We start from the raw sequence: 22,152 nt of genomic DNA on the forward strand, positions 1-22,152 counted from the left end.
GTCAGAGGCGACAGGCATAAGACGGGCCAGCGGAGCAGCGTTCTTTGCTGCATAGCTGGACCGACTTATGACCCGAGCCTCTAGGCGCTGGAACTAGACAATATAGAAATGCGGAAGCGGCCTGCTAGATGCGACAGGCATAAGACGGGCCAGCGAAGCAACGTTCTTTGCTACATAGCTGGACTGACTTATGACCCGAGCCTCTAGGCGCTGGAACTGGGCAATAAGAAAAGCATAGGCGCTAGAGCAGACACCAAAGCGCTTTAACACCTCTATTACATTACCATACCACCATCAACATGAATCGTTTGACCCGTAATATAAACTGCATCCTCCGATAATAAGAACAGAACAGTACGTGCTACATCTTCAGGTCTGCCAAGTTTACCTAGCGGAATAACCGATAGCATTTGATTCTTCACTTCTTCGCTCAATGCATCCGTCATATCCGTCGTAATGAAACCAGGCGCTACTGCGTTTACATTAATGTTGCGTGAAGCGAGTTCTTTTGCCGCCGTCTTTGTAAAACCGATGACGCCAGCTTTTGCTGCTACATAGTTTGCTTGTCCAGGATTTCCAGAAACACCGACAATCGATGCAACGTTGACGATTCTTCCTGCACGTTGTCTCATCATTTGGCGAGTGACGCCTTTTGTACAAAGAAAAACACCTTTTAAATTGATATTAATGACATCGTCCCATTCGTCTTCTTTCATACGCATGAGCAAATTGTCTCTCGTAATACCTGCATTATTGACAAGGATATCAATTGATCCAAACATTTCCAAAGTTTTATCAACCATGTTTTTAACACCGTCAGCATCGGATACGTCTGCCTGAATAGCGAACGCTTCTCCACCGGATTCTGTAATCAACTTAACGACGTCATCCGCTTTATCCTTACTTCCGCTGTAGTTGACAGCAACTCGTGCGCCTTCTTTAGCAAGAAGTAGTGCTATTTCACGGCCAATTCCACGTGATGCTCCCGTGACAATTGCGGATTTCCCATCAAATCTACCCATTACGACCACCCTTTCGAAGCTTCGATTACCGTTTGCAATGTCTCTTCATCATAGACTGGGAACACCGTTACACTCCGGTCAATCTTTTTAACGAGGCCACTTAGTACTTTTCCTGGACCACATTCGATGAAATGAGTAACTCCAAGGTCAAGCAATGTACGTACGGAATCTTCCCAAAGTACCGGGGAATAAAGTTGTTCGACGAGGAAGCCTTTTATATACACACGATCAGTAACGACCGAAGCATTCACATTAGCAACAACTGGAATGGATGCATCCTTCATCTCGACCTCATCAAGTGCAGCCCGCAGTTTTTCTGCCGCCGGTTGCATAAGTGAAGAGTGAAACGGTCCGCTTACATCCAGTGGAATCGCTCTTTTCGCGCCCGCTTCTTTCAATTGGACACACGCTTTCTCGACGCCTGCTTTCGTACCGGAAATAACGATTTGTCCCGGACAATTCAAGTTGGCCGGTTGTACAGCGAAACCATCTGCTGTAATAGCATCTGTTACTTCTTTTAACTTCTGCCCATCAAGTCCAAGAATTGCCGCCATTGCCCCTTCACCAGCAGGCACCGCTTCATTCATGTACAAGCCCCGCTTATGAACGACCGACACTCCGTCTTCAAATGACATTACACCCGAGGCAACGAGTGCCGTATATTCCCCAAGACTATGTCCTGCCGTAAAGTCTGGCGTAACGCCTTCGTCTATCAATCGCGAAGCAATCATCGATCCGACGGTAAGTAGTGCTGGCTGTGCATTGTATGTCAGCGTCAGTTCATCTTGAGGTCCTTCTAGAATTAATTGACTAAGTTGAAAATCAAGTACACGGTCTGCCTGTTCTAAGAATTGCTTACTTTTGTCATGCGTTTCCGCGAACTCTTTTCCCATGCCAGTTGATTGTGAACCTTGTCCTGGGAAAATGAATGCAATCTTTGTCATCAATTTTCCACCTTTCTTATCGTTTCACGAATTGTTCCACAAACATCATATTCCACCATTGTTCTCGCTTGCCGAACGGCGTTCAATATAGCATTCGCATTTGAAGAACCATGTGCTTTAATAACAGGCGAATTCAAACCAAATAAACCCGCCCCACCATACTCTGTGTAATCCATTTTGTTTTTCAGTCCACGCAAATCGTCTTTCACAAGTGCTGCAGACAGTTTTGACTTCAATGAAGCGCTATACACTTCTTTCAACATAGAGAAGAAAGCAGATGCAGTCCCTTCCAGCGTTTTCAGAACCATATTACCCGTGAAGCCATCTGTAATGACGACGTCCGCCACGCCAGTCAATAGATCACGCGACTCAACGTTGCCGATAAAATTAATGGGCGCTTTCGAAAGCAAGTCAAAAGCAGCCTTTGTCAATTCATTCCCTTTTCCTTCTTCGGTTCCGATATTTAATAAGCCGATGCGTGGATTTTCAAGCCCCCGCACCTTTGTGGCGTAGATACTTCCCATAACCGCATATTGTTCAAGATGAGATGGTTTCGCATCCGAATTTGCACCAAGGTCCAGCATGACAAATCCTTTTCCATCGATCGTCGGAAGTGTAGGTGCTAAGGCAGGTCTCTCAATACCATCAATCCTACCTACGATGAATAGACCTGCCGCCATTAAAGCACCTGTATTACCAGCAGAGACGCAAGCTGAAGCTTCGCCATCTTTAACAGCTTGAGCCATCCTTACCATTGACGCATCTTTTTTCCGGCGGATAGCACGAACCGGCTCATCGTCTGGTTCAATTTTCTCTGTACAGTGAATCACTTTAAGGCGGGCATGCTCCTTCAAGAAAGGTGCCATCGCCTGTTCATCACCATAAATATGTATGTTTATATCTTCGAACTCAGCGAGACTTTTAAGCGCACCGGCAATTATTTCACCAGGCGCATGATCTCCGCCCATTCCATCTACAGCTATGATCATTTTAATTCCCCCTGCTTCCTATCAGTCGTCCGGTACATGTGAAATTCGCCAGTGAATACCGTTTCGTCATTGACCGTCGATGCGACCATGACTAATGTCCGCTTTTCTCCCAGACTTTCTTTCTTCACTTCTGCACGTGCAACAACTCTATCGCCAGCTCTCACCGGTTTCAAAAAGTCAATGGTCGACTTCACAGTCAAAGCAAGATCATCATTCATAACTGCAACAGCAAGTGAGTTTGCCTGGGCAAACAGATGATGTCCACGCGCAATTCCGTTACGCTGGAAGACATGATCTTCAGTCACATCAAATATCGACAGCGCCCTCTTATCGAGTTCCATATCGATGATATCCCCAAAGACTTCATCGGAGTGAAGAGACTTCACTTCCTCTTTCATCGTTCGAGACGCAACCGTTTTCAAACGTTCCCGAAGTTCGGGAATTCCGCGCTCTAGCCTGTCCAAACGTATCGTCTGGACACTTACAGTAAAATGTTCCGACAATTCTTCATCTGTCAGGAATGGATTTTCTTCAAGCAACTTTCCAAGCAGTCGTTGCCTTTCCTTTTTAGGCATTCTCAATCGGTTCACCTTCCGGATTAGCACTTGGTACTAATAGCAGTATATAAAAATAGAAAAAAGAAAGCAAGCACAGAAATGCGGAGACGACCGTTTAGATGCGACAGGCATAAGACGATTTGGCGGAGCGGCGCCCTTTGCCGCACAGCCGAAGCGGCTTATGACCCGAGCATCTGGGAGTCGAAGCTAGACAGCACTGAAATGCGGAAGCGCCTGTTTAACCCCGAAAAGCGCATGAAGCTGGACAGCACAGATATGAGGAGACGACCGTTTTTAAGGAACGCAGCCTAAGTTCACCGCATCGTGCGGCAAATAGGTGGGATGCTAGTTTAGTTCACCCTCCCAGCCGCATGACCTACATCCTGTAGACCCTCAATCAATCCTATCGCCACTAAGAGCACCCGACTCTTCAAGATGTGATCGAAGAATCGCGTATTCCTGATCTTCCCAAAAGTGACGCGACTCTAATAGTTGTTCCGCGTCTTTCCTTGCCGTTTCGAGCGCCCTATAATCGTGGACGGGATCTGCTACTTTAAACTCAGGCATACCGCTTTGCTTTTTCCCAAAGAAATCGCCGGCACCTCTTAGTTCGAGGTCCTTTTCTGCTAAAACAAATCCATCATTCGTTTCTGTCATCGTTTGCATCCGCTCTTTTCCCTCTTCGGTTTTGGGATCAGCAAGCAGAACGCAATAGGATTGCTCGGCGCCCCGACCTACTCGCCCCCTCAGCTGATGGAGTTGAGCAAGTCCAAAGCGCGTCGCGTCGTAAATAAGCATGAACGTCGCATTTGGTACGTTGACTCCGACTTCAACGACAGTCGTCGACACTAGAACATCGATTTTACCTTCACTGAAATCGCGCATGATGGCATCTTTATCGTCCGAATGAAGACGGCCATGCATGAGACCGACTGTGTATTTACCACTAAAATGAGTCGAAAGCTGACTATGGACATCCACTGCATTTTGGACATCTAATTTGTCGGATTCCTCGATTAATGGACAAATAACATATGCCTGACGTCCGGCACTTAATTCATTTTCCATCTTCCGTAAAACTGGAAGAAGGGAATCCTCTTTCAACCAATGTGTTTCAATAAGTTTTCGGCCAGCCGGCAACTCATCGAGTATGGAGACATCCATTTCACCAAAAGCAGTAATAGCAAGCGTTCGTGGAATCGGAGTTGCAGTCATGAATAGAACATCAGGATTCAATCCTTTATCCCGTAAAACGCGCCGTTGTTCGACACCGAAACGATGCTGTTCATCCGTAATAACCAACCCAGGATTTTTAAAGATGACATCAGGTTGAATGAGGGCGTGCGTGCCGATAAGCAAATCCACTTCACCTGATTCAAGTTTTTCAAGCAAATCTCTTCTCGCCTTCGCCTTTGTAGATCCAGCGAGGAAAGCAACTGTAATGCCGTGCGGTTCAAGCCATTCCGCAAGCGTAGATGCGTGCTGTTCGGCAAGGATTTCTGTAGGTGCCATAAGGGCCCCCTGAAATCCTGCCGTGATAGCAGCATACAAAGCGATTGCCGCTACGACTGTCTTTCCGGAACCAACATCTCCCTGAAGGAGACGGTTCATCCTAGTCGGACTTTTTAGTTCCCCACATAATTCATTGACAACCCGCTTTTGAGCCCCTGTCAATTCAAATGGCAATGCAGCGATGAAAGTCTTCACTTTGGCAAGGTCATAGTCGATAGCTACACCTTTCTCCGCTTCTTTTCGTGCTTTCTTCATGCCCAGCATCTTCAGCTGGAACATGAGCAGTTCCTCATAGACAAAACGTCTTCTCGCATGTTTCACATCAGCAGGGCTTGTTGGAAAATGAATCATCTCAAGTCCATTTCCGATGGCTGGCAATCGATACATTTCACGAATATCAGCGGGTAGTGATTCTGCGTGCTGACCGACAGCTGCATCCAATGCACTTCGCATGAAGCGCCGAAATGTCTTCTGATGCATAACACCTTTCAAACTGTATACCGGCTCAAAATCAGCTTGATCTGTTTTTGGGCCGTCCTTGAAGTTGCTTACATTGATTACTTGCCTGCCCCGATCCCATTTCCCAGTAACTGTGACAATCGTCCCAAGTGACAAACGCTCTTTTAAGTAATGTTGATTGAAAAAAACCGCCTTCACAAGATGCCTTCCGGCAAGAAGACGGATTTGTAAACGGGATCTATTTTTCCCCAAGAAAAGAATGGAAGGCTCACTTTCGACCCTTCCTTCAATTGTGACTCGTTCATTATGCGGGGTTTCAGTCAAATCTTTTAACCTGAAGTCTTCATGACGGTACGGGAACGTCATGAAGAGGTCTTGAAGCGTTGAAACTCCAAGTGCCTCAAGCTGTTCGCCGGCCGCTTTTCCGACTCCTTTTATCGTCGTTACAGAATCATGAATTGACAGTGTCACTATCTACCTTATCCTTACCAAATATCTTCGCTTCAAGCGCTTTTCCGGTTGGCGTAGCAGCCAATCCGCCTTTAGCTGTTTCCCGTAACGCTGAAGGCATAGACTTACCTATTTTATGCATTGCTTCAATTACTTCATCTGTAGGAATACGGCTAACTACGCCCGCTAGTGCCATATCTGCTCCAACGAGTGCCTTTGCTGCTCCCATTGCATTCCGTTTCACACATGGTACTTCAACAAGTCCAGCAACCGGATCACAGACAAGACCTAACATATTCTTCATAACGATAGAAAATGCTTCTGCACTTTGTTGTGGAGTCCCACCCGCCATTTCAACAATTGCAGCGGCCGCCATTGAACCTGCTGAACCCGTTTCCGCTTGGCATCCACCTGCTGCGCCTGATATCGATGCATTATTCGCAACGACAAATCCGAAAGCACCAGACGTAAATAAATAATTAATCATTTGTTCCCGTGAAGGATTCAATTTATTTTTCACCGCAAACAAAGTACCAGGTACAATTCCTGCTGCACCCGCTGTTGGCGTTGCACAAATCGTCCCCATTGCTGCGTTTACTTCATTCGTAGCGACTGCCTTACTGACAGCATCCATGACCACATCGCCGCAAAGAGATTTTCCTGATGCCATATACTTTTGAATAAGAACCGCATCGCCACCCGTAAGACCGGATGCTGAATGCACCCCCTGCAATCCTCTTTCTACCGCCTTCTCCATCACCGTTAAGTTATTGTCCATCTGCGCGATGATTTCTTCTCTTGTACGTTTTGTTATAAGAATTTCTTGTTCAATCATGATTTCTGAAATAGGCTTGTTCTGCGACTCTGCAAGTGCAACGAGCTCTTTAACGTTACTAAATAAAACGTCCATCTATGTTTGCCTCCTATTTTACAGTTTTTTAGTTTGCCAATGTCGAAACTTGCGTTACATTCGGCAATGATTCCAACTCATTTATCAGTGCTGCGTCGATCATTTGATCAACTTCAATCACCATAAGGGCCATATCCCCTTTTTCTTTTCGGTCAACTTCCATATGTGCAATATTTATATTTAGTTTTGCAATTGCGTTGGAAACGCTTGCAATAACACCTGAACGGTCATTATGAACGATGAGAAGTGCTGGGTAATGCCCCGATAATCGAAGCGGGAATCCGTTAAGTTCAACAACTTCCATCGTTCCGCCACCTATAGAAATTCCAGTCAGTTCCATAACTCCCTCACTGTCCCCAATTACAAGACGGGCCGTGTTCGGATGTACCGCCTCTTCCTCTTCAGGAATAAATTCAAAAGTCAATCCAAGTTTCTCTGCATCAGCAAACGCAGACTTTATACGCTCATCGAATGTATCATAATCTAATAATCCACCAATAATTGCTACATCCGTACCGTGTCCTTTATACGTTTCTGCAAAAGAACCATAAAGATGAACCCGAGCCCATTCCGGCTGTCTGCCAAACAGTGTTCGTGCGACACGGCCGATTCTTGCAGCGCCGGCAGTATGTGAAGATGATGGCCCTATCATAACTGGTCCAATTATATCGAAAACTGATCTGAATTTCATAAACGCTACCCCCTCTTAATAAGCACGTACTGTTATTCATTTTACATGAGTTTTGCTTTAAAGACAAAAGATGTTGTTCCTTGTCGACGCAAGTAAAAAGCAGTGCGGCTTTTTACAGGCGCACTGCTCGTTACTAGTTTATTCAACTGAAATGATATATGGATACAATGGTTGTTTTCCGTTATAAAGTTCAACTTCTGCGTGATCAAAGTTATCCTCTACATAACTTACGATTGCAGAAGCATCTTTCTCGCTAATGTCTTCACCATAAATAATTGTAACAATTTCATCATCTTCATCAATGATTGAGTTCAATAGTGTTTTCATGACATTTTCAAGTGAAGGTGCAGATGTAATAATCTTACCACCTGAAATACCCATGAAGTCGTCTTTTGTAATTTCAACCCCGTCAATCGATGTATCTCTTACTGCATGTGTAACTTGTCCCGTTTTCACGAACGATGCAGCCTCTGTCATCGCTGCGACGTTTACTCTCACTTCTGCTTCCGGATTGAATGCAAGTATAGCAGCAAGTCCTTCGGGTACTGTTTTTGTAGGAACGACAGCTGCTTCAATACCGATCACATCGGCCGCTTGCTGTGCTGCCATAATGATGTTTTTGTTGTTAGGTAAAATGAGCACTCGTTCAGCACCGACTGCCTCAATTGCCTTGACAATATCTTCTGTCGATGGATTCATCGTCTGCCCGCCTTCAATAATGGCAGAGGCACCTACGCTTTTCAGTAATTCAGAAATACCTGCTCCCATAGCAACTGTTACGACCGCGTATGGATGTTTTACAACTTCTTTTTTCGCCGCATTTTGTACCGAATAATTTTCTCCGACGATTTCGAGATGCTGCTGACGCATATTTTCAATTTTAATTTTAATAAGGGAACCGAATTTCTGCCCGTAACTAAGTGCGTCACCCGGTTCTTCTGTATGGATATGTACTTTCGCAACTTCATCATCAGAAATAACAAGTAAAGAATCACCGAATTGACTCAATCCTTGGCGGAATTCGGATTCATCGTATGGACTTGTTTGCAGTTTATCATCCTCGAACTTCACCATGAATTCCGTGCAATATCCGAATTCAATGTCTGCCGTATTCATGAACCCTTGGACGCTGCGATGATGTTCCGCACTCACTAAGTCGTCCATGGAATCGACGATAGTTCTTGCTGGTAGTTCTTCACCTTTTAAGCATGCCAAGAAGCCTTCGTATACATAAACGAGACCTTGTCCACCACTATCAACAACTCCAACTTCCTTCAATACAGCTAATAAATCCGGTGTCCGCTCAAGTGATGCTTGTGCTTCTTTCACTATAGCTTCCATTACTTCAATAATGTCATCTGTAGTCGCAGCTTTTTCTACTCCAATAGTAGAGGCATCTTTTGCGACGGTTAAAATTGTTCCTTCAACAGGTTTCATAACCGCTTTATAGGCCGTTTCAACGCCATACTTCAAGGCACCTGCAAATTGTCCTCCATTGACAGTCGCTTCATTTTCAATCGCTTTCCCGAAACCACGGAATAACTGTGAAAGAATAACGCCGGAATTACCGCGCGCGCCCATCAGCAATCCTTTCGATAACGCTTGTGCAGTTTGACCGATATGGGCAACCGCATTTTCTTCAGTTTCCTTCGCTCCTGAAGTCATCGATAAATTCATATTCGTACCTGTATCACCATCAGGTACCGGAAAAACATTTAGTGAATCGACATAATCGGCATTTTGATAAAGATGATGTGCACCCAACTTTATCATTTCCGCAAATTTCAAACCATCTATGGTCTTCATAGAAATTATTTCCTCCTCTTACAGGTTCGTCACTCGGACTCCCTGGACAAAAATATTAACAGATTTCACAGTCATGCCGACTGTCTTTTTCAATGTATACTTCACTTTTGATTGTACTTGGTAGGCGACTTCTGAAATTTTAGTACCATATCCAACAATGATATACATATCGATATGCGTATCATCGCCAAGATTACGAACGATGACTCCCCGCGTGAAATTTTCTTTCCCTAGGATTTCAGTAAGGCCATCTCTTATCTGATGCCTTGAAGCCATTCCGACAATCCCATAACACTCGATAGCCGCCTCACCAACCACTTGGGTAATGACGTCATTCGTAATATCGATTTTGCCGTATTCATTCTTTACTTCGATTGACATGTGTAATACCCCCTGGATCCTTTTTCACTAACCCCATTGTACTATACCTGTTATAATAATAAAAGAAAGCGATTCTATGACTTTTAAACGTGTAAAGGCTTTTACCTTGAAAGATGTCACAAAAAAGGTTGCAACACGTTTACGCATATGATACATTATTATGGTATGCGAATAAAGAAGTAAATCACTTAATCAACATTCGCAAGGAGGTACTATTATGTCTAAAGAATGTGTTATTACAGGACGCAAAGCCCGTACAGGCAATGCACGCTCCCACGCAATGAACGCAACTCGTCGTTCATGGGGTGCGAACCTTCAAAAAGTCCGAATTCTCGTTAACGGTAAACCTAAACGTGTATGGGTCTCTGCTAGAGCCCTTAAATCAGGTAAAGTTCAACGTGTGTAAAGGACTGTAATTAAAGTTTAAGCGCCTTGGTATTTAAACTTTAAAGAAAATAAAACGCCGGGCTGAATTTCTTCAGCCCGACGTTTTTTCTTTTTTCCTTTTTTTATTCTTGGTGTTGCTCGCAGTAGCTTTCGGTGAATCATCCTTCTGGAAAACAACCATACACTTCCTTACAACTCCACTCACAAATTTCGGCATTGTGAAAGTATAAACTCGCAATTCCCCACTCCTTTCAGGAATCTGAACTCCTTACCATTAAGCATATGCCCTCATGGAACGATATAGTACAGACTTCTTCAGCCAGTTCATTACTTGTAAATAACGTCATGCCAGTTTCGAGCGTAGCATCTACCATTTCGAATTTGAAACCGGTAAGTGTAAGTCCACTAACTACCCCATTGAATGAAAAAAATGATATGTATTTAAAACGATCATCCGACGTCACTTGATAACTTCCAGGTGTAAGTATAAAAAGTTCATTCGTCCCATTACGAATCGAGAATGACGTATCGTTATGAGCTATTTGAAGCCGGTACAGAAGATGAAGGGCTGATTCCATATGATCCAGCCTCCCTCCTGTAACTCCCGTCAAAATGACACACTCTGGCCCGTAGGAAAGAGCACGATCTACTGCAAGTTCCGTATCAGTCTCATTTTTTTCCGAACGAAATCGTCCTATTATGCGGACTGCGGCGGCTATCTCATCGTATTCACTTTTCGAAACCGAATCAAAATCCCCCACTGCTTCAAGAGGAACAATACCTCTTTGCAACAAGTGAAGTGCACCTCTATCCGCCCCAATGAATACCGTATCTTTATGATGAAATTCCGTCAAGTCAGCTATTTCTGAATCGGGCCCGCCCGCACAAACGACTGCATACTTCATTTTCTTAGCGCACCTTCACCAGCAGCTTTTATCCGGCGTAAAGCTTCTGCACGATCAGGTGCATTGTAGATAGCTGATCCTGCAACTAAGATTGTAGCACCCGCTTCCACACACGGGATAATCGTTTCTTCATTAATGCCGCCATCGATTTCAATTTCAATCGGAAGTCCTCGCTCACGAATAATATCGGCTAGCTGTTTCACTTTCGGAACGACTGAATGAAGAAACTTCTGGCCACCGAATCCGGGATTGATTGTCATGATTAGGACTAAGTCAATTTCATCTAGAACATGAAGAATCGTTTCAATCGGTGTATGCGGATTCAAAACAACGCCCGATTTCACCCCGTGAGACTTAATCAGTTGCAATGTGCCGTGCAAATGAGGGCATGCCTCTACATGAACCGTAATATAATCAGCTCCGGCTTTTGCAAATTGTTCAATATACAGGTTTGGATTTTCAATCATTAAATGGACATCCAGCGGCAACTTCGTTACTGGTCGAAGTGCCTCAACAACAATCGCTCCCATTGTAATGTTCGGAACGAAATGTCCGTCCATGACATCGATATGGATTAGTGCAGCGCCCGCTGCTTCCACTTCTTTTACTTCTTCGGCAAGCTTTGAAAAGTCTGCTGCTAAAATTGAAGGTGCAATTTTAATCATGTTTTTCATACCTCGGCTTTCGGTCAAGTATTTCTTGCATGAACTGCAAGTAGTGATCATAGCGATGACGTGGAATTTCTCCAGTCTCTACCAACTCTTTTACTGCACACTTTGGTTCTTTCAAGTGCAAGCAACCTCTGAATCTACAGTTTGGCGCAACTTCATCCATATCTACAAAGTAATGAGACAATTCTTCTTTTTCGATATGATCGAATTCGAGAGAGCTGAAGCCTGGGGTATCCGCGACAAGACCACCTGATATCTCAAGCAACTCAACATGTCGCGTTGTATGTTTTCCGCGTCCAAGCGCTTCTGATATTATCCCTGTTTTCAATTCAAGCACAGGCAATACCGTGTTCAACAACGTTGATTTACCAACACCTGATTGCCCGGCAAGAACTGTAGTCTTGCCTTCAAAATAAGGTTTCAATAAGTTAGTCAGTTGAGGATCGTCAATAAAAGTCTCTATAACATCATAACCGATTTTCTTATAATACGCCGCTGATTCAGCTACCATTTTCAGTTCATCAGCATTCGCAAGATCCTTTTTCGTTAGGCAGATAATTGGTTTTACGTCGAACGATTCGACGACAACCAAAAACCTGTCTAATAGATAAAGGCTGAATGCCGGTTCCACTATGGAGAATACAAGCAACGCCTGGTGAACATTCGAGATTGGCGGACGGACAAGTTCATTGAACCGCTCATGGACTTCAGTGACTGTTGCATCATTATCTTCAACACGTACATAGGTCACGAAATCTCCAACCAGCGGATGAATACCACGGTTTCTAAATACTCCACGTCCTCGACATTGAATGATTTCTCCGTCATTTTCTACATAATAATACCCGCTGATTGCTTTTCTGATTTGTCCTTCTGGCATTCTTTCACCCCTTCTAATTAGAGTCACTCTAATTGACCAATTCTGCAATGATAGGTTTTGAATCGCGCGTAACCTTATATGACCCAGTCTGTCCTTCTTCCAAGTTAAATGAAATTGATCTTTCCGTCGTTTCTGTGATTGAAAACTCATCAAAAACATCCGTTATCTTATTATTTTTGTCTTGAATGTAAATTTTAATAAGTTGTGGGACTGGAGCAGGCTGTTCCACTACTCCCGAGTTGTCTCCATCATCCTCTCCATCACCTTCGTCACCATCTTCATCGCTAGGACTAGGGCTAGGCTCAATCACTTCAGGTACATACTCAATTGTCACCTTTTTGACAACGAACTTATCGGGTTTTTTCTCTGGACCTTTTGATACGACGACTTCGACTTTCCCACCTTTTACAATTTCTGTTTTCCCATTTGGTGTTTGCGAAATGACACTACCTTTAGGCACTGTTGAAGAATAATCTTCTCTCACTGTATTTATAGTTAAACCTGATGACTCTTCATAATCTTCCAGCCGGTCCTTGTCATATCCTCTTAGATCGTCAAGAATTTGCTTTTCTTGGCCTTTACTAACAGTAAACAGTAAATCGGTTTCACTGAGAATTACTTCCCCTGAATCTGGTTCTTGTCCAATGATTGTACCCTCTGGTTTATCAGAAAACTCTTCTATAGAATCAATCGACTTAAAAAGTGTATCGTCTAAAGAAGCCATAACTTTATCGGCATTTTCGCCAATATAATCGGCTAAGGTGCTTTTTTCTTTACCGGTACTAATATACAAGGTGATCTCGGAGTCAACACCCCGTTTCTTCCCTGCCTCGGGTATCGTTTTAATGGCTTCCCCTTCATCAACATCATCGGATTGCTGTCCCTCAGTTACAACCGTATTAAAGCCTGTGCTAGAGAGCACATCCCTAGCCTCCGTTTCTTCCATTCCAGCCACAGTCGGAATAACAGCCTTTTTAGGGCCAAATATACCTGGAATAAGGGACAACAAAAGTATCAGGATTGCAATGCCAGCAATTCCACCAACAATGAATGGCCATTTCTTGCGTTTTTTCGGTGGTGTTGGCGGCGGGGATTGTTCAATTGTTACTGGTTCGATCTTCTTAGTCGCTTCAACGCTATCAAATTTTGTAGTTTCACTAACGATTGGTATCGCGCGCGTGCGGTCATCATCGAAGACAATTGCGAATCTCTTCTCATTTGCCCGTTCGGGTGACAGTACAGTTAGCAAATCATCATACATTTCATCTGCTGAATCATATCGATATGTAGCATCTTTCATAGTCGCCTTCAAAATAACATTTTCTAAACTTTGTGGAATTGAAGGGAATACCATTCTTACTGAGGGCGTCTCTTCTTGTAAATGCTTCAATGCAATCGCAACTGCAGTATCCGCTGTAAATGGCAATTCACCTGACAGTAATTCGTAAAGTACAATGCCTAATGAATAGATATCAGACTTTTTTGTCGCCATTCCGCCACGTGCTTGTTCGGGTGACAAGTAGTGAACCGTCCCAATGACTGAATTCGTTTTTGTATGTGCTGTTGCACTAAGTGCCATCGCGATACCAAAATCAGTAATTTTAACATTCTCATCCGAATCCATTAAAATATTCTGCGGTTTAACATCACGATGGACGATTCCATTATGATGAGCATTCGCAATTGCAGATACAATCTGTTGCATAATCGGCAAAGCTTGCTTAGGCGTCAAGGCCCCATTATCTTGGATAAACTTCTTCAAGGTTTGTCCTTCGATATATTCCATCACCAGGTAATGCAGTTCACCCTCTTCGCCCACATCGAATATATCAACAATGTGCGGGTGCGTCAGACTCGTTGCGGAAAGTGCTTCTCGTTTAAACCTTCTTTTCAATGCCTCTTCATTCGCAAAATCATAATTAAGAACCTTAATGGCAACATCGCGGTCCAGGATGACGTCATGTGCTAGATATACTTTTGACATGCCGCCGTCACCAATATTCCTTACAATTTCATAACGTCCACCTATTCTTGATCCAATCATGGATTAGTCGCCTCCACTTCAGTCGAGTCGATTAGAATTACGGAGATATTGTCTTCCCCGCCCATCTTGTTCGCTAAATCCACAAGTTCTTCCGTCTTTTCATGCAACGTAGCGTTTGATAGAACTATTTCACTCATCGATTGTTGACTTACTTTATTGCTCAGACCGTCCGTACAAATAAGCATATACATGCCCTCTTCTAACTCAAGCGAATAAAGATCGGGTACAATCGTTTTTTCAGAACCAACTGCTTTCATAATCCAGTTTCGTTGTGGATGAACTGCTGCCTCTTCCAAGGTAATTTCCCCACTGTCAAGAAGTGCATTTACGTAGGAATGGTCTCGTGTTACTTGCCGCACACCTTTCCCATCGATTGCGTAGACACGGCTATCACCAGTATGCGAAATAAGACAAGAACGTCCACGAATGAGAGCTACTTCAAGCGTCGTTCCCATTCCCTTATACGCTTCATTTTCGTTTGCATGTTTGTAAAGTATGTCATTTGCGAGAATGACCGCTTCCTGCAGCCACTGCGCCAACTTATCTTCTGCTTCAAACGTCGAACTATCAAGTTTCATGAATTGCTCGCCAATTACTCTGACTGCTGTCGAACTCGCGTAATCCCCCCCAAGGTGGCCACCCATACCGTCCGCTATCACGGCAAGCATAACGCCCTTTGGAAGTGTGTATACAGCCGCACTGTCTTCGTTGACCGTTCGTTTCTTGCCGATATCCGTCAAGACTTCAAATTGCAACGTCCATCCCACCTTTTGCCTCGAATTCTTAGCTCACTTACTTTTTTTCCGGAAAGCAGCAACAAAAAAGCCATCGCTGCCAAAGTGTTGCGGAAGTACTTGAAGCGTGTTATCTTCAATCGCCAATTTCTCGTTTCCAGTTAGTTGCGGTAAAGGGATTTTCTCCATATCCGTATGACGCACAAGGAATCGTTCAACCATTCCCTGGTTTTCGGCATACTCCACTGTACACGTACTATAGACAATAACCCCGTCAGATTTAATCAATTCACGAGCAGTATCTAGAAGGTCTGATTGTATCGACGTCAACGCATCGAAATCAGCTTGTGTTTTATTGTACTTAATTTCAGGCTTTCTACGGATGACACCAAGACCGCTACAAGGTGCGTCGACAAGAATACGATCGAATGAGGACAACTCGTATAGCTCAGTCAATTTCCTGCTGTCTCCACTCAATGCTTTGATTGACGTTAAGCCAAGGCGAGTCGCATTTGCTTCAATAAGTTTCAGTTTATGTTCATGTAAATCATGTGCAAAAACTTCACCTTTATCGTTCATTTTTTCAGCGATGTGGGTTGTTTTCCCACCAGGTGCCGCGCACATATCGAGTACTTTCATACCTGGCGATAAATCAAGAGCAAGAACAGGTAGCATCGAACTTTCGTCTTGAATAGTGATAAGTCCTTTTTTATAGGCTTGCGTATTTGCAGGATTGCCACTATCTGAAATGATGCACTCCGGTACAACTTCGCCTTTTCTTACTTCAACACCTTCTGATTCGAGTAAAGCAATGACTTCGTCTGGCGTTGTTTTTGCTGTATTGACGCGAATTGTCATCGCTGCTGGATGATTATTTTCATGTGCCATAATGGCCGCGTCTTCTTCACCAAATTGTTCATTCCAACGCTTAATCAACCATTCCGGATGACTCGTTTCGATAGAAGTTTTCAACGTACCATCTTGCATTTCATCAAGTGAACGGACACCTTTACGCAACACGGAGCGAAGAATACCATTTACAGTTGGTGCTATCCGTTTATGACCGCGTCTTTTCGCAATTTCAACTGCTTCGTGAACAACAGCATGCGGTGGGATTTTTGTTAAATAAACGATTTGATATAACGATAACCGAAGAAGCTCTCGAACCCAGCCATCCAATTTACCACGGACAAACGGCTCAAGATAATAATCGAGTGTCATGCGGTGTTGAAGTGTGCCATACGTCAATTCCGTTAACAAGCCACGATCTTTCGTTTCTATACCATACTTTTCAATTGTTCTATGCAGCAATAGATTGCTATAAGCTTGATGATCATTTATTTCCATCAATATTGAAAGAGCAGCGTCTCGGACGTTGCCATTCCATATTTTCTTTTTCGGTCTAGTATTTATATTCATTCAAAACGGTCCCCCTTACTCCATTTAGATCCGGTTCCGCGAATAAATTCACCCGCCGGCATCCGTTTTTTCCCGGCTGGTTGAAGATCCGTAAGTGCAACAGCGATGTCATCGCCCGCTTTTACAATAATACGATCACTATCGATTGCAATAATCGTTCCTGGTAACGCACTGTCAGTTGTATGGATTTTCTCACTCCACCAAATCTTGACGTTTTCACCTTGGAATGCGGTGTATGCAACTGGCCAAGGATGAAGTCCACGGATTTTATCGTAGATTGCCTTTCCACCTTTAGACCAGTCAATCCGTTCTTGTTCACGGGAGATGTTACGCGCGAACGTCACGAGTGATTCGTCTTGAACTGTTTGTTTATTTGTTTCGTTTAAAATAGAAGGCAATGTCTCTTTCAGTAGTGCCGTCCCTGCCACAGATAATGCAGTGAACATACTTCCTGTGTGATCCGTATCAGAAATAGGCACAATCACTTGTGAAATAATATCGCCTGCATCAAGTTTTTCGACCATATACATGATTGTGACGCCCGTTTCTGTTTCGCCATCCATGATTGCCTGGTGAATCGGCGCACCACCGCGATATTTAGGTAGTAAGGATGCGTGTACATTAATGCAACCGAACCGAGGGACTTCTAGCAGTTCCTTCGGTAAAATCTGGCCAAATGCTGCAGTCACGATTAAATCTGGTTTAAGCGCAATAATTTCCTCAAGTTCAGCAGAACCTCTCAGTTTTTCAGGTTGAATAATCGGCAGTCCAAGCCGTAGTGCTTCAACTTTTACTGGAGGTGGTGTTAAGACCCTCTTTCGCCCGACTGGTCTGTCCGGCTGAGTGACAACTGCCACGATAGTATGCCCTTCATCAAAGAGCATTGTTAGGACAGATACCGAAAACTCTGGTGTTCCCATAAAGACAATCTTCGTCATTTCAGCTCACCTCCACCGCTTTCCCCTACTATCTCTGCTTCTTCTGTTTCTTCTAATTCAGACGGATCAACAACACGAATGATTTTCGAATCAAATAATACGCCATTTAAATGATCGATTTCATGAAGAATCGCACGTGCTTCATAATCTTCTGCTTCTAATTCATAAAGTGCGCCATTGCGTTCTTGCGCTTCAATGCGTACGAAAAATGGTCTTTCTACTTCGCCAAATAAATCCGGAAAACTTAGACAACCTTCTACTTCTATTTCGGATCCTCCGGTTGCTGTTACAACAGGATTGACCATCTCAATAACGTCTTGCCCTTCGCCCATATCGACAATCGCGACACGCACTGCTTCGCCAATTTGTGGTGCAGCGATTCCTATGCCATCCGCCGCCACCATTGTGTCGTACATATCATCTAGCAGTTTTGAAAGCTTCTTATCAAATTTCACTACTTCTTTACATTGTTGTTGAAGAACCGGAGCCGGATGCTTCACAATTTCACGTATTGCCAAATCTATTCCTCTTTTCTGTCTTGTTATCTAAGATGTAATTTAACCTTGTACTGCGGATTGGGGGCTGACATGGATATTTCACGTCCAGACTCCAGCGCTTTTGTTTAGTATATTGACGCCGGTTCTACATCAACGGTCATTATCAGTCCTGATTTAATCCAGTCCGTCCGGTAATACTTAATGAGCTGCTGCAGCGTTTCTGTCAACTTCGGCTCTTTTTTGTATTTTATCAAACATTGGTAGCGATATCTATTGTTCACTCGACTGATAGCGGAAGCAGTTGGTCCGATGACGACTGTGCCTGCAGATAAGTTCTGTTTTAAGTAGCGTGCTCCCTTTTCTGCAAAGTCAGCTACTTTCAATAAATCCTCGTGCGTAAACTGGACAAGCGTGACGAAATAGAAGGGGGGATAGCCATATTGTCTTCTGGCCGCCATTTCCATCGTATAAAAAGGCTCATAATGCTGTGCTTTCGCTAATTCGATTGCGTAATGTTCAGGGGAATAAGTCTGGATGAAAACCTCTCCAGGCAATTCGTGACGTCCAGCTCGTCCACTTACTTGCGTCATTAGTTGAAAGGTTTTTTCAGCGGCACGGAAATCAGCTAAATGGAGTGTTGTATCTGCGGCAAGCACACCGACAAGTGTAATATTCGGGAAATCTAGCCCTTTCGCAATCATTTGCGTCCCGAGTAGGATATCCGCCTGTCCTTCACTGAACTGTCTAAGAAGCCGCTCGTGTGAACCTTTTTGCCTCGTTGTATCGACATCCATTCGAAGGACACGTGCTGTAGGAAACAGTTTCGCAATTTCTTCTTGCGCTTTTTGGGTCCCTGTTCCGAAAAACCGGATATGTTCACTTTTACATTCCGGACAAACGAGCGGCACTCGTTCTTCATGACCGCAATAATGGCATTTTAACTGTTCGTGTGCACGATGATAGGTCAACGAAATATCACAATTTGGGCATTCAACGACAGTACCGCAATCCCGGCAGAGTACAAAAGATGAAAAGCCTCGCTTATTCAGAAACAGCACGATTTGCTCTCTTTTTTCCAATCGGATACGGACCGCTTCCGCAAGCGGCAATGAAAACATCGAACGATTTCCGGTTTTCAATTCCTCTCGCATATCAACGACTGTTACTGTTGGCAGGGCCTGATCTTTTGGTCGTTTCGTTAGTGTAAGCATGGTATATACACCTTTTGATGCACGTGCATATGATTCCAGTGACGGCGTTGCACTTCCTAAAATAACAGGACAATTGTAATACTCCGCGCGTTTAATCGCAACGTCCCTTGCATGATAGCGCGGTGTATCATCTTGCTTGTACGTCGATTCATGCTCTTCATCGAGAATGATAATACCAATATTTTCAAACGGGGCAAATATCGCCGACCTTGCACCAATGACGACTTTTACTTCCCCCCGTTTTATCTTCCGCCATTCATCGTATTTCTCACCGGCAGACAAGGCGCTGTGCATAACTGCAACGAGCGAACCAAAACGCTCTTTGAAGCGCGACGTCATTTGCGGGGTTAATGATATCTCTGGGACAAGGACGATTGCTTCTTTGCCTTTATCCAAAACGCGTTTAATGGCACGTAAATACACTTCTGTTTTTCCACTTCCTGTAACGCCATGAAGTAGGAATGTTTCTGCTTTTTGATTGTCTTCGGATATTGCTATATGATCAAGTGCAATTTGCTGTTCGTCTGTCAAGATTTCGGGTATCGCTGTATCTTTCAATTGAGGCGCATCAGGTTCACGGTACACTTCAGCAAGTTCTTCGAAGGCTGCTCCTCTTTCAATGACAGTTTTCAGCACAGCCGGTTGAATTCCCGACTGTTCCATCAGTTGTTTTGCACTGATCGTTTTCCCTGCATGCTCCAACATCCAGCGAAGTAATTCAGCTTGTTTTTTCGCATTGGAGTGACTAGAGTCAAGCAAAGTTTGCAGTGTTACCTCATCTGCCATTCGAATCATCCGTACTTTTTTCACAGCAGTTTGCTGCCCTACGGCCGTATCGACCGTGACAATTCCTTCTGAAACATACTTTTTTAACATTTTCATCAATTCTGCTGAATCTACTTCTTTCAACTGAATCCGTTTCCTGCCCGCAAGAAAAGCTTTAAAATCAGCGTCTTCAATTCGTTCCGGTTCTTCGACAATGATGAACTTTTCATATTTTGCACGCATCGCAGCAGGTAACATCACTTGGAGGGCATCAATTTCATATGACAACGTCTCAACCGCGAGCCAGCGCGATAATTCGAGCAGTTCACTAGAAATGACTGGATCCAAATCAATAAGTTCATCAATCGGTTTAATTTTGCCGAGTGCAAGCTCACTTTCGTCCTTCAACATTGTTACGTAACCAAGCACTTTCCTGGGTCCAAACGGAACTTTCACTCTGGTTCCAGGCTCAATCACAGATTCCAATGCTTCTGGAACGAGGTAATCAAACGGCCTGTCGATTGGATAAGCCGCTACATCTACAATGACTTCAGCGATCATTTAGTTGATCACTTTCTTCTTTAATAATTGTTTCCAGCAATAGAATGGCGAGTTCTTTTTTCGGCATTGCTCGGAATGGCATATGTGATCCGTTTTTCGAAAGAAGTGTGACAACGTTTGTATCCTTCCCGAATCCAGCATCCGGATCAGTCACGTCGTTGACGATAATATAATCAAGGTTTTTACTTTCTAGTTTGCCTATGCCATAACCTACTGCATTTTCAGTTTCAGCAGCAAAGCCAACAAGGATTTGTTTCGTTTTCATTGAACCGATTGTTTTCAAGATATCAGTTGTTCGTTCAAGTTCAATAACAGAGTCCCCTACTTGTTTCTTCATCTTTTGGGGCTGAATCTCTCTCGGGCGATAATCCGCTACAGCAGCTGCTTTGATAACGATTGCCGCATCATCGAATTGTGTTCGGACGGCTTCAAACATCTCTGCCGCACTTTCAATATCAATGACTGTTACTCCCGCTGGCTTGTCCAATCCAACAGGTCCCGAAATAAGGACAGTCTCAGCGCCGAGTTTAACTGCTGCTTCTGCCATCGCATAGCCCATCTTGCCACTTGAAAAATTCGATACATATCGTACCGGATCAATCCGTTCACGTGTCGGACCTGCCGTGATCACAACTTTCTTTCCTGAAAGCGGAAGATATTTGGACGTTGTGAACCGTTCTGTTATCAGTTCTACAATCTTTTCGGGTTCTTCCAATCGACCTTTTCCTACATAACCGCATGCCAAAAAGCCTTCAGAGGGCTCGATGAATTTATAGCCATCTTCGTGCAGAGTAGTAATATTTCGTATAACTGCTTTATTCTCATACATATGGACATTCATTGCAGGTGCAATCCAGACCTCAGCCTGAGTAGCTAATAGTGTAGTCGTTACCATATCGTCAGCAATCCCATTCGCGAGTTTACCAATTACATTTGCTGTGGCTGGAGCAACTATGACAAGATCAGCCCAATCTGCCAAATCAATATGTGCAATCACACGGGAATTTTTTTCATCGAACGTATCGAAAAAAACATCGTTTCGTGACATCGCCTGAAATGTAAGTGGTGTGACAAATTCCTTTGCTGATTCAGTCATTATGACCTTTACGTCCGCTCCTGCCTGAGACAACTTACTTACAAGTGCAACAGCTTTATAGACCGCGATTCCGCCAGTTACACAAAGGAGGATTTTTTTATTCAACAACATGATCTCATCCCTTCTAAAATGACAAACTCCCAAAGAAAAACTCGTTTCTAAGGGAGTATCACGTTTATTTATTATGATATGAAAAGCGTAAGGAGCCGGTTAGATGCGACAGGCATAAGACGGACCGGCGAAGCGGCGTAATTTGCCGCGTAGCTGGGCTGACTTATGTCCCGAGCGTCTGGCGACTGAAGCCTAGACACCATTTCGAATCG

General features: G+C 43.9%; 21 protein-coding genes. 1 reads left to right on the plus strand and 20 read right to left on the minus strand.

All coding sequences use genetic code 11. The features are described from left to right. Nucleotides 1-275 precede the first annotated feature (275 nt). From fabG to MKX62_RS00670, 9 genes are all read right to left on the minus strand, one after another. Nucleotides 276-1,022 carry a 3-oxoacyl-[acyl-carrier-protein] reductase gene (gene fabG / locus MKX62_RS00630; RefSeq protein ID WP_067211318.1) on the minus strand — a complete coding sequence of 249 codons (747 nt, stop codon included), beginning with the start codon at nt 1,020-1,022 and terminating at the stop codon, nt 276-278. After that, nucleotides 1,022-1,966, minus strand: a complete 945-nt coding sequence (gene fabD, locus MKX62_RS00635; RefSeq protein WP_340740421.1) for an ACP S-malonyltransferase — start codon at nt 1,964-1,966, stop codon at nt 1,022-1,024. The genes fabG and fabD overlap by 1 nt, the downstream gene beginning before the upstream one ends. Then, on the minus strand, nt 1,966-2,955 hold the full coding sequence (gene plsX / locus MKX62_RS00640) for a phosphate acyltransferase PlsX (protein WP_067211322.1): 990 nt from the start codon (nt 2,953-2,955) through the stop codon (nt 1,966-1,968). Before plsX ends, fabD begins: the two co-directional genes overlap by 1 nt. After that, nucleotides 2,952-3,536, minus strand: a complete 585-nt coding sequence (gene fapR / locus MKX62_RS00645) for a transcription factor FapR (RefSeq protein ID WP_067211325.1) — start codon at nt 3,534-3,536, stop codon at nt 2,952-2,954. The genes plsX and fapR overlap by 4 nt, the downstream gene beginning before the upstream one ends. A gap of 369 nt (nt 3,537-3,905) precedes the next feature. Then, nucleotides 3,906-5,948 (minus strand): ATP-dependent DNA helicase RecG, encoded by a 2,043-nt coding sequence (gene recG / locus MKX62_RS00650; RefSeq protein WP_187047940.1) that lies wholly within the window; start codon nt 5,946-5,948, stop codon nt 3,906-3,908. After that, entirely contained in the window at nt 5,935-6,843 is a 909-nt protein-coding gene (gene sdaAA, locus MKX62_RS00655; RefSeq protein ID WP_067211327.1) for an L-serine ammonia-lyase, iron-sulfur-dependent, subunit alpha, read from the minus strand. Before sdaAA ends, recG begins: the two co-directional genes overlap by 14 nt. Nucleotides 6,844-6,871: 28 nt before the next feature. Continuing rightward, entirely contained in the window at nt 6,872-7,534 is a 663-nt protein-coding gene (sdaAB, locus tag MKX62_RS00660; RefSeq protein WP_187045421.1) for an L-serine ammonia-lyase, iron-sulfur-dependent subunit beta, read from the minus strand. 138 nt (nt 7,535-7,672) lie between these two features. Continuing rightward, entirely contained in the window at nt 7,673-9,340 is a 1,668-nt protein-coding gene (locus tag MKX62_RS00665; protein WP_340740422.1) for a DAK2 domain-containing protein, read from the minus strand. An 18-nt stretch (nt 9,341-9,358) separates the two neighbouring features. Beyond that, nucleotides 9,359-9,721: an Asp23/Gls24 family envelope stress response protein gene (locus MKX62_RS00670; protein WP_067211331.1), complete on the minus strand. Its 363-nt coding sequence runs from the start codon at nt 9,719-9,721 to the stop codon at nt 9,359-9,361. Nucleotides 9,722-9,938: 217 nt separating this feature from the next. On the opposite strand from MKX62_RS00670, the gene rpmB reads away from it, so the two are divergent. Beyond that, nucleotides 9,939-10,127, plus strand: a complete 189-nt coding sequence (gene rpmB, locus MKX62_RS00675) for a 50S ribosomal protein L28 (RefSeq protein WP_067211334.1) — start codon at nt 9,939-9,941, stop codon at nt 10,125-10,127. Between the two features lie 72 nt (nt 10,128-10,199). Here rpmB and spoVM read toward each other — a convergent pair whose 3' ends face one another. From spoVM to coaBC, 11 genes are all read right to left on the minus strand, one after another. Next, nucleotides 10,200-10,346 carry a stage V sporulation protein SpoVM gene (gene spoVM, locus MKX62_RS24370; RefSeq protein ID WP_418064629.1) on the minus strand — a complete coding sequence of 49 codons (147 nt, stop codon included), beginning with the start codon at nt 10,344-10,346 and terminating at the stop codon, nt 10,200-10,202. A 13-nt stretch (nt 10,347-10,359) separates the two neighbouring features. Further along, the gene (locus MKX62_RS00680; RefSeq protein WP_067211337.1) at nt 10,360-11,013 is read right to left on the minus strand and encodes a thiamine diphosphokinase; all 654 of its coding nucleotides are present in this window, start codon (nt 11,011-11,013) and stop codon (nt 10,360-10,362) included. After that, nucleotides 11,010-11,678, minus strand: a complete 669-nt coding sequence (gene rpe / locus MKX62_RS00685) for a ribulose-phosphate 3-epimerase (RefSeq protein ID WP_067214018.1) — start codon at nt 11,676-11,678, stop codon at nt 11,010-11,012. The genes MKX62_RS00680 and rpe overlap by 4 nt, the downstream gene beginning before the upstream one ends. Further along, nucleotides 11,671-12,564: a ribosome small subunit-dependent GTPase A gene (gene rsgA / locus MKX62_RS00690; protein ID WP_340740423.1), complete on the minus strand. Its 894-nt coding sequence runs from the start codon at nt 12,562-12,564 to the stop codon at nt 11,671-11,673. The genes rpe and rsgA overlap by 8 nt, the downstream gene beginning before the upstream one ends. Nucleotides 12,565-12,592: 28 nt before the next feature. Further along, nucleotides 12,593-14,608: a Stk1 family PASTA domain-containing Ser/Thr kinase gene (pknB, locus tag MKX62_RS00695; RefSeq protein ID WP_067211342.1), complete on the minus strand. Its 2,016-nt coding sequence runs from the start codon at nt 14,606-14,608 to the stop codon at nt 12,593-12,595. Then, nucleotides 14,605-15,363 carry a Stp1/IreP family PP2C-type Ser/Thr phosphatase gene (locus tag MKX62_RS00700; RefSeq protein ID WP_067211345.1) on the minus strand — a complete coding sequence of 253 codons (759 nt, stop codon included), beginning with the start codon at nt 15,361-15,363 and terminating at the stop codon, nt 14,605-14,607. Before MKX62_RS00700 ends, pknB begins: the two co-directional genes overlap by 4 nt. Before the next feature lie 33 nt (nt 15,364-15,396). Then, entirely contained in the window at nt 15,397-16,761 is a 1,365-nt protein-coding gene (gene rsmB / locus MKX62_RS00705; RefSeq protein ID WP_067211347.1) for a 16S rRNA (cytosine(967)-C(5))-methyltransferase RsmB, read from the minus strand. Further along, nucleotides 16,758-17,699, minus strand: a complete 942-nt coding sequence (gene fmt / locus MKX62_RS00710) for a methionyl-tRNA formyltransferase (protein ID WP_340740424.1) — start codon at nt 17,697-17,699, stop codon at nt 16,758-16,760. The genes rsmB and fmt overlap by 4 nt, the downstream gene beginning before the upstream one ends. Next, on the minus strand, nt 17,696-18,217 hold the full coding sequence (def, locus tag MKX62_RS00715) for a peptide deformylase (RefSeq protein WP_067211352.1): 522 nt from the start codon (nt 18,215-18,217) through the stop codon (nt 17,696-17,698). The genes fmt and def overlap by 4 nt, the downstream gene beginning before the upstream one ends. 104 nt (nt 18,218-18,321) lie before the next feature. After that, nucleotides 18,322-20,733, minus strand: coding sequence for a primosomal protein N' (gene priA / locus MKX62_RS00720; protein WP_340740425.1), 2,412 nt, complete (start codon nt 20,731-20,733; stop codon nt 18,322-18,324). Beyond that, entirely contained in the window at nt 20,723-21,940 is a 1,218-nt protein-coding gene (gene coaBC, locus MKX62_RS00725; RefSeq protein ID WP_067211357.1) for a bifunctional phosphopantothenoylcysteine decarboxylase/phosphopantothenate--cysteine ligase CoaBC, read from the minus strand. The genes priA and coaBC overlap by 11 nt, the downstream gene beginning before the upstream one ends. Nucleotides 21,941-22,152: the final 212 nt, after the last annotated feature.

The organism is Sporosarcina sp. FSL K6-5500 (assembly GCF_038005665.1).
Classification (GTDB): Bacteria; Bacillota; Bacilli; order Bacillales_A; family Planococcaceae; genus Sporosarcina; species Sporosarcina psychrophila.

Coding starts and splice junctions, on each gene's coding strand:
- plsX (WP_067211322.1), bottom strand. CDS start 2,955: ATGATCATAGCTGTAGATGGAATGGGCGGAGATCATGCGCCTGGTGAA.
- MKX62_RS00665 (WP_340740422.1), bottom strand. CDS start 9,340: ATGAAGACCATAGATGGTTTGAAATTTGCGGAAATGATAAAGTTGGGT.
- fabG (WP_067211318.1), bottom strand. CDS start 1,022: ATGGGTAGATTTGATGGGAAATCCGCAATTGTCACGGGAGCATCACGT.
- rsmB (WP_067211347.1), bottom strand. CDS start 16,761: ATGAATATAAATACTAGACCGAAAAAGAAAATATGGAATGGCAACGTC.
- MKX62_RS00680 (WP_067211337.1), bottom strand. CDS start 11,013: ATGAAGTATGCAGTCGTTTGTGCGGGCGGGCCCGATTCAGAAATAGCT.
- sdaAA (WP_067211327.1), bottom strand. CDS start 6,843: ATGGACGTTTTATTTAGTAACGTTAAAGAGCTCGTTGCACTTGCAGAG.
- coaBC (WP_067211357.1), bottom strand. CDS start 21,940: ATGTTGTTGAATAAAAAAATCCTCCTTTGTGTAACTGGCGGAATCGCG.
- priA (WP_340740425.1), bottom strand. CDS start 20,733: ATGATCGCTGAAGTCATTGTAGATGTAGCGGCTTATCCAATCGACAGG.
- sdaAB (WP_187045421.1), bottom strand. CDS start 7,534: ATGAAATTCAGATCAGTTTTCGATATAATTGGACCAGTTATGATAGGG.
- pknB (WP_067211342.1), bottom strand. CDS start 14,608: ATGATTGGATCAAGAATAGGTGGACGTTATGAAATTGTAAGGAATATT.
- fabD (WP_340740421.1), bottom strand. CDS start 1,966: ATGACAAAGATTGCATTCATTTTCCCAGGACAAGGTTCACAATCAACT.
- rpmB (WP_067211334.1), top strand. CDS start 9,939: ATGTCTAAAGAATGTGTTATTACAGGACGCAAAGCCCGTACAGGCAAT.
- fmt (WP_340740424.1), bottom strand. CDS start 17,699: ATGACGAAGATTGTCTTTATGGGAACACCAGAGTTTTCGGTATCTGTC.
- rpe (WP_067214018.1), bottom strand. CDS start 11,678: ATGATTAAAATTGCACCTTCAATTTTAGCAGCAGACTTTTCAAAGCTT.
- rsgA (WP_340740423.1), bottom strand. CDS start 12,564: ATGCCAGAAGGACAAATCAGAAAAGCAATCAGCGGGTATTATTATGTA.
- MKX62_RS00670 (WP_067211331.1), bottom strand. CDS start 9,721: ATGTCAATCGAAGTAAAGAATGAATACGGCAAAATCGATATTACGAAT.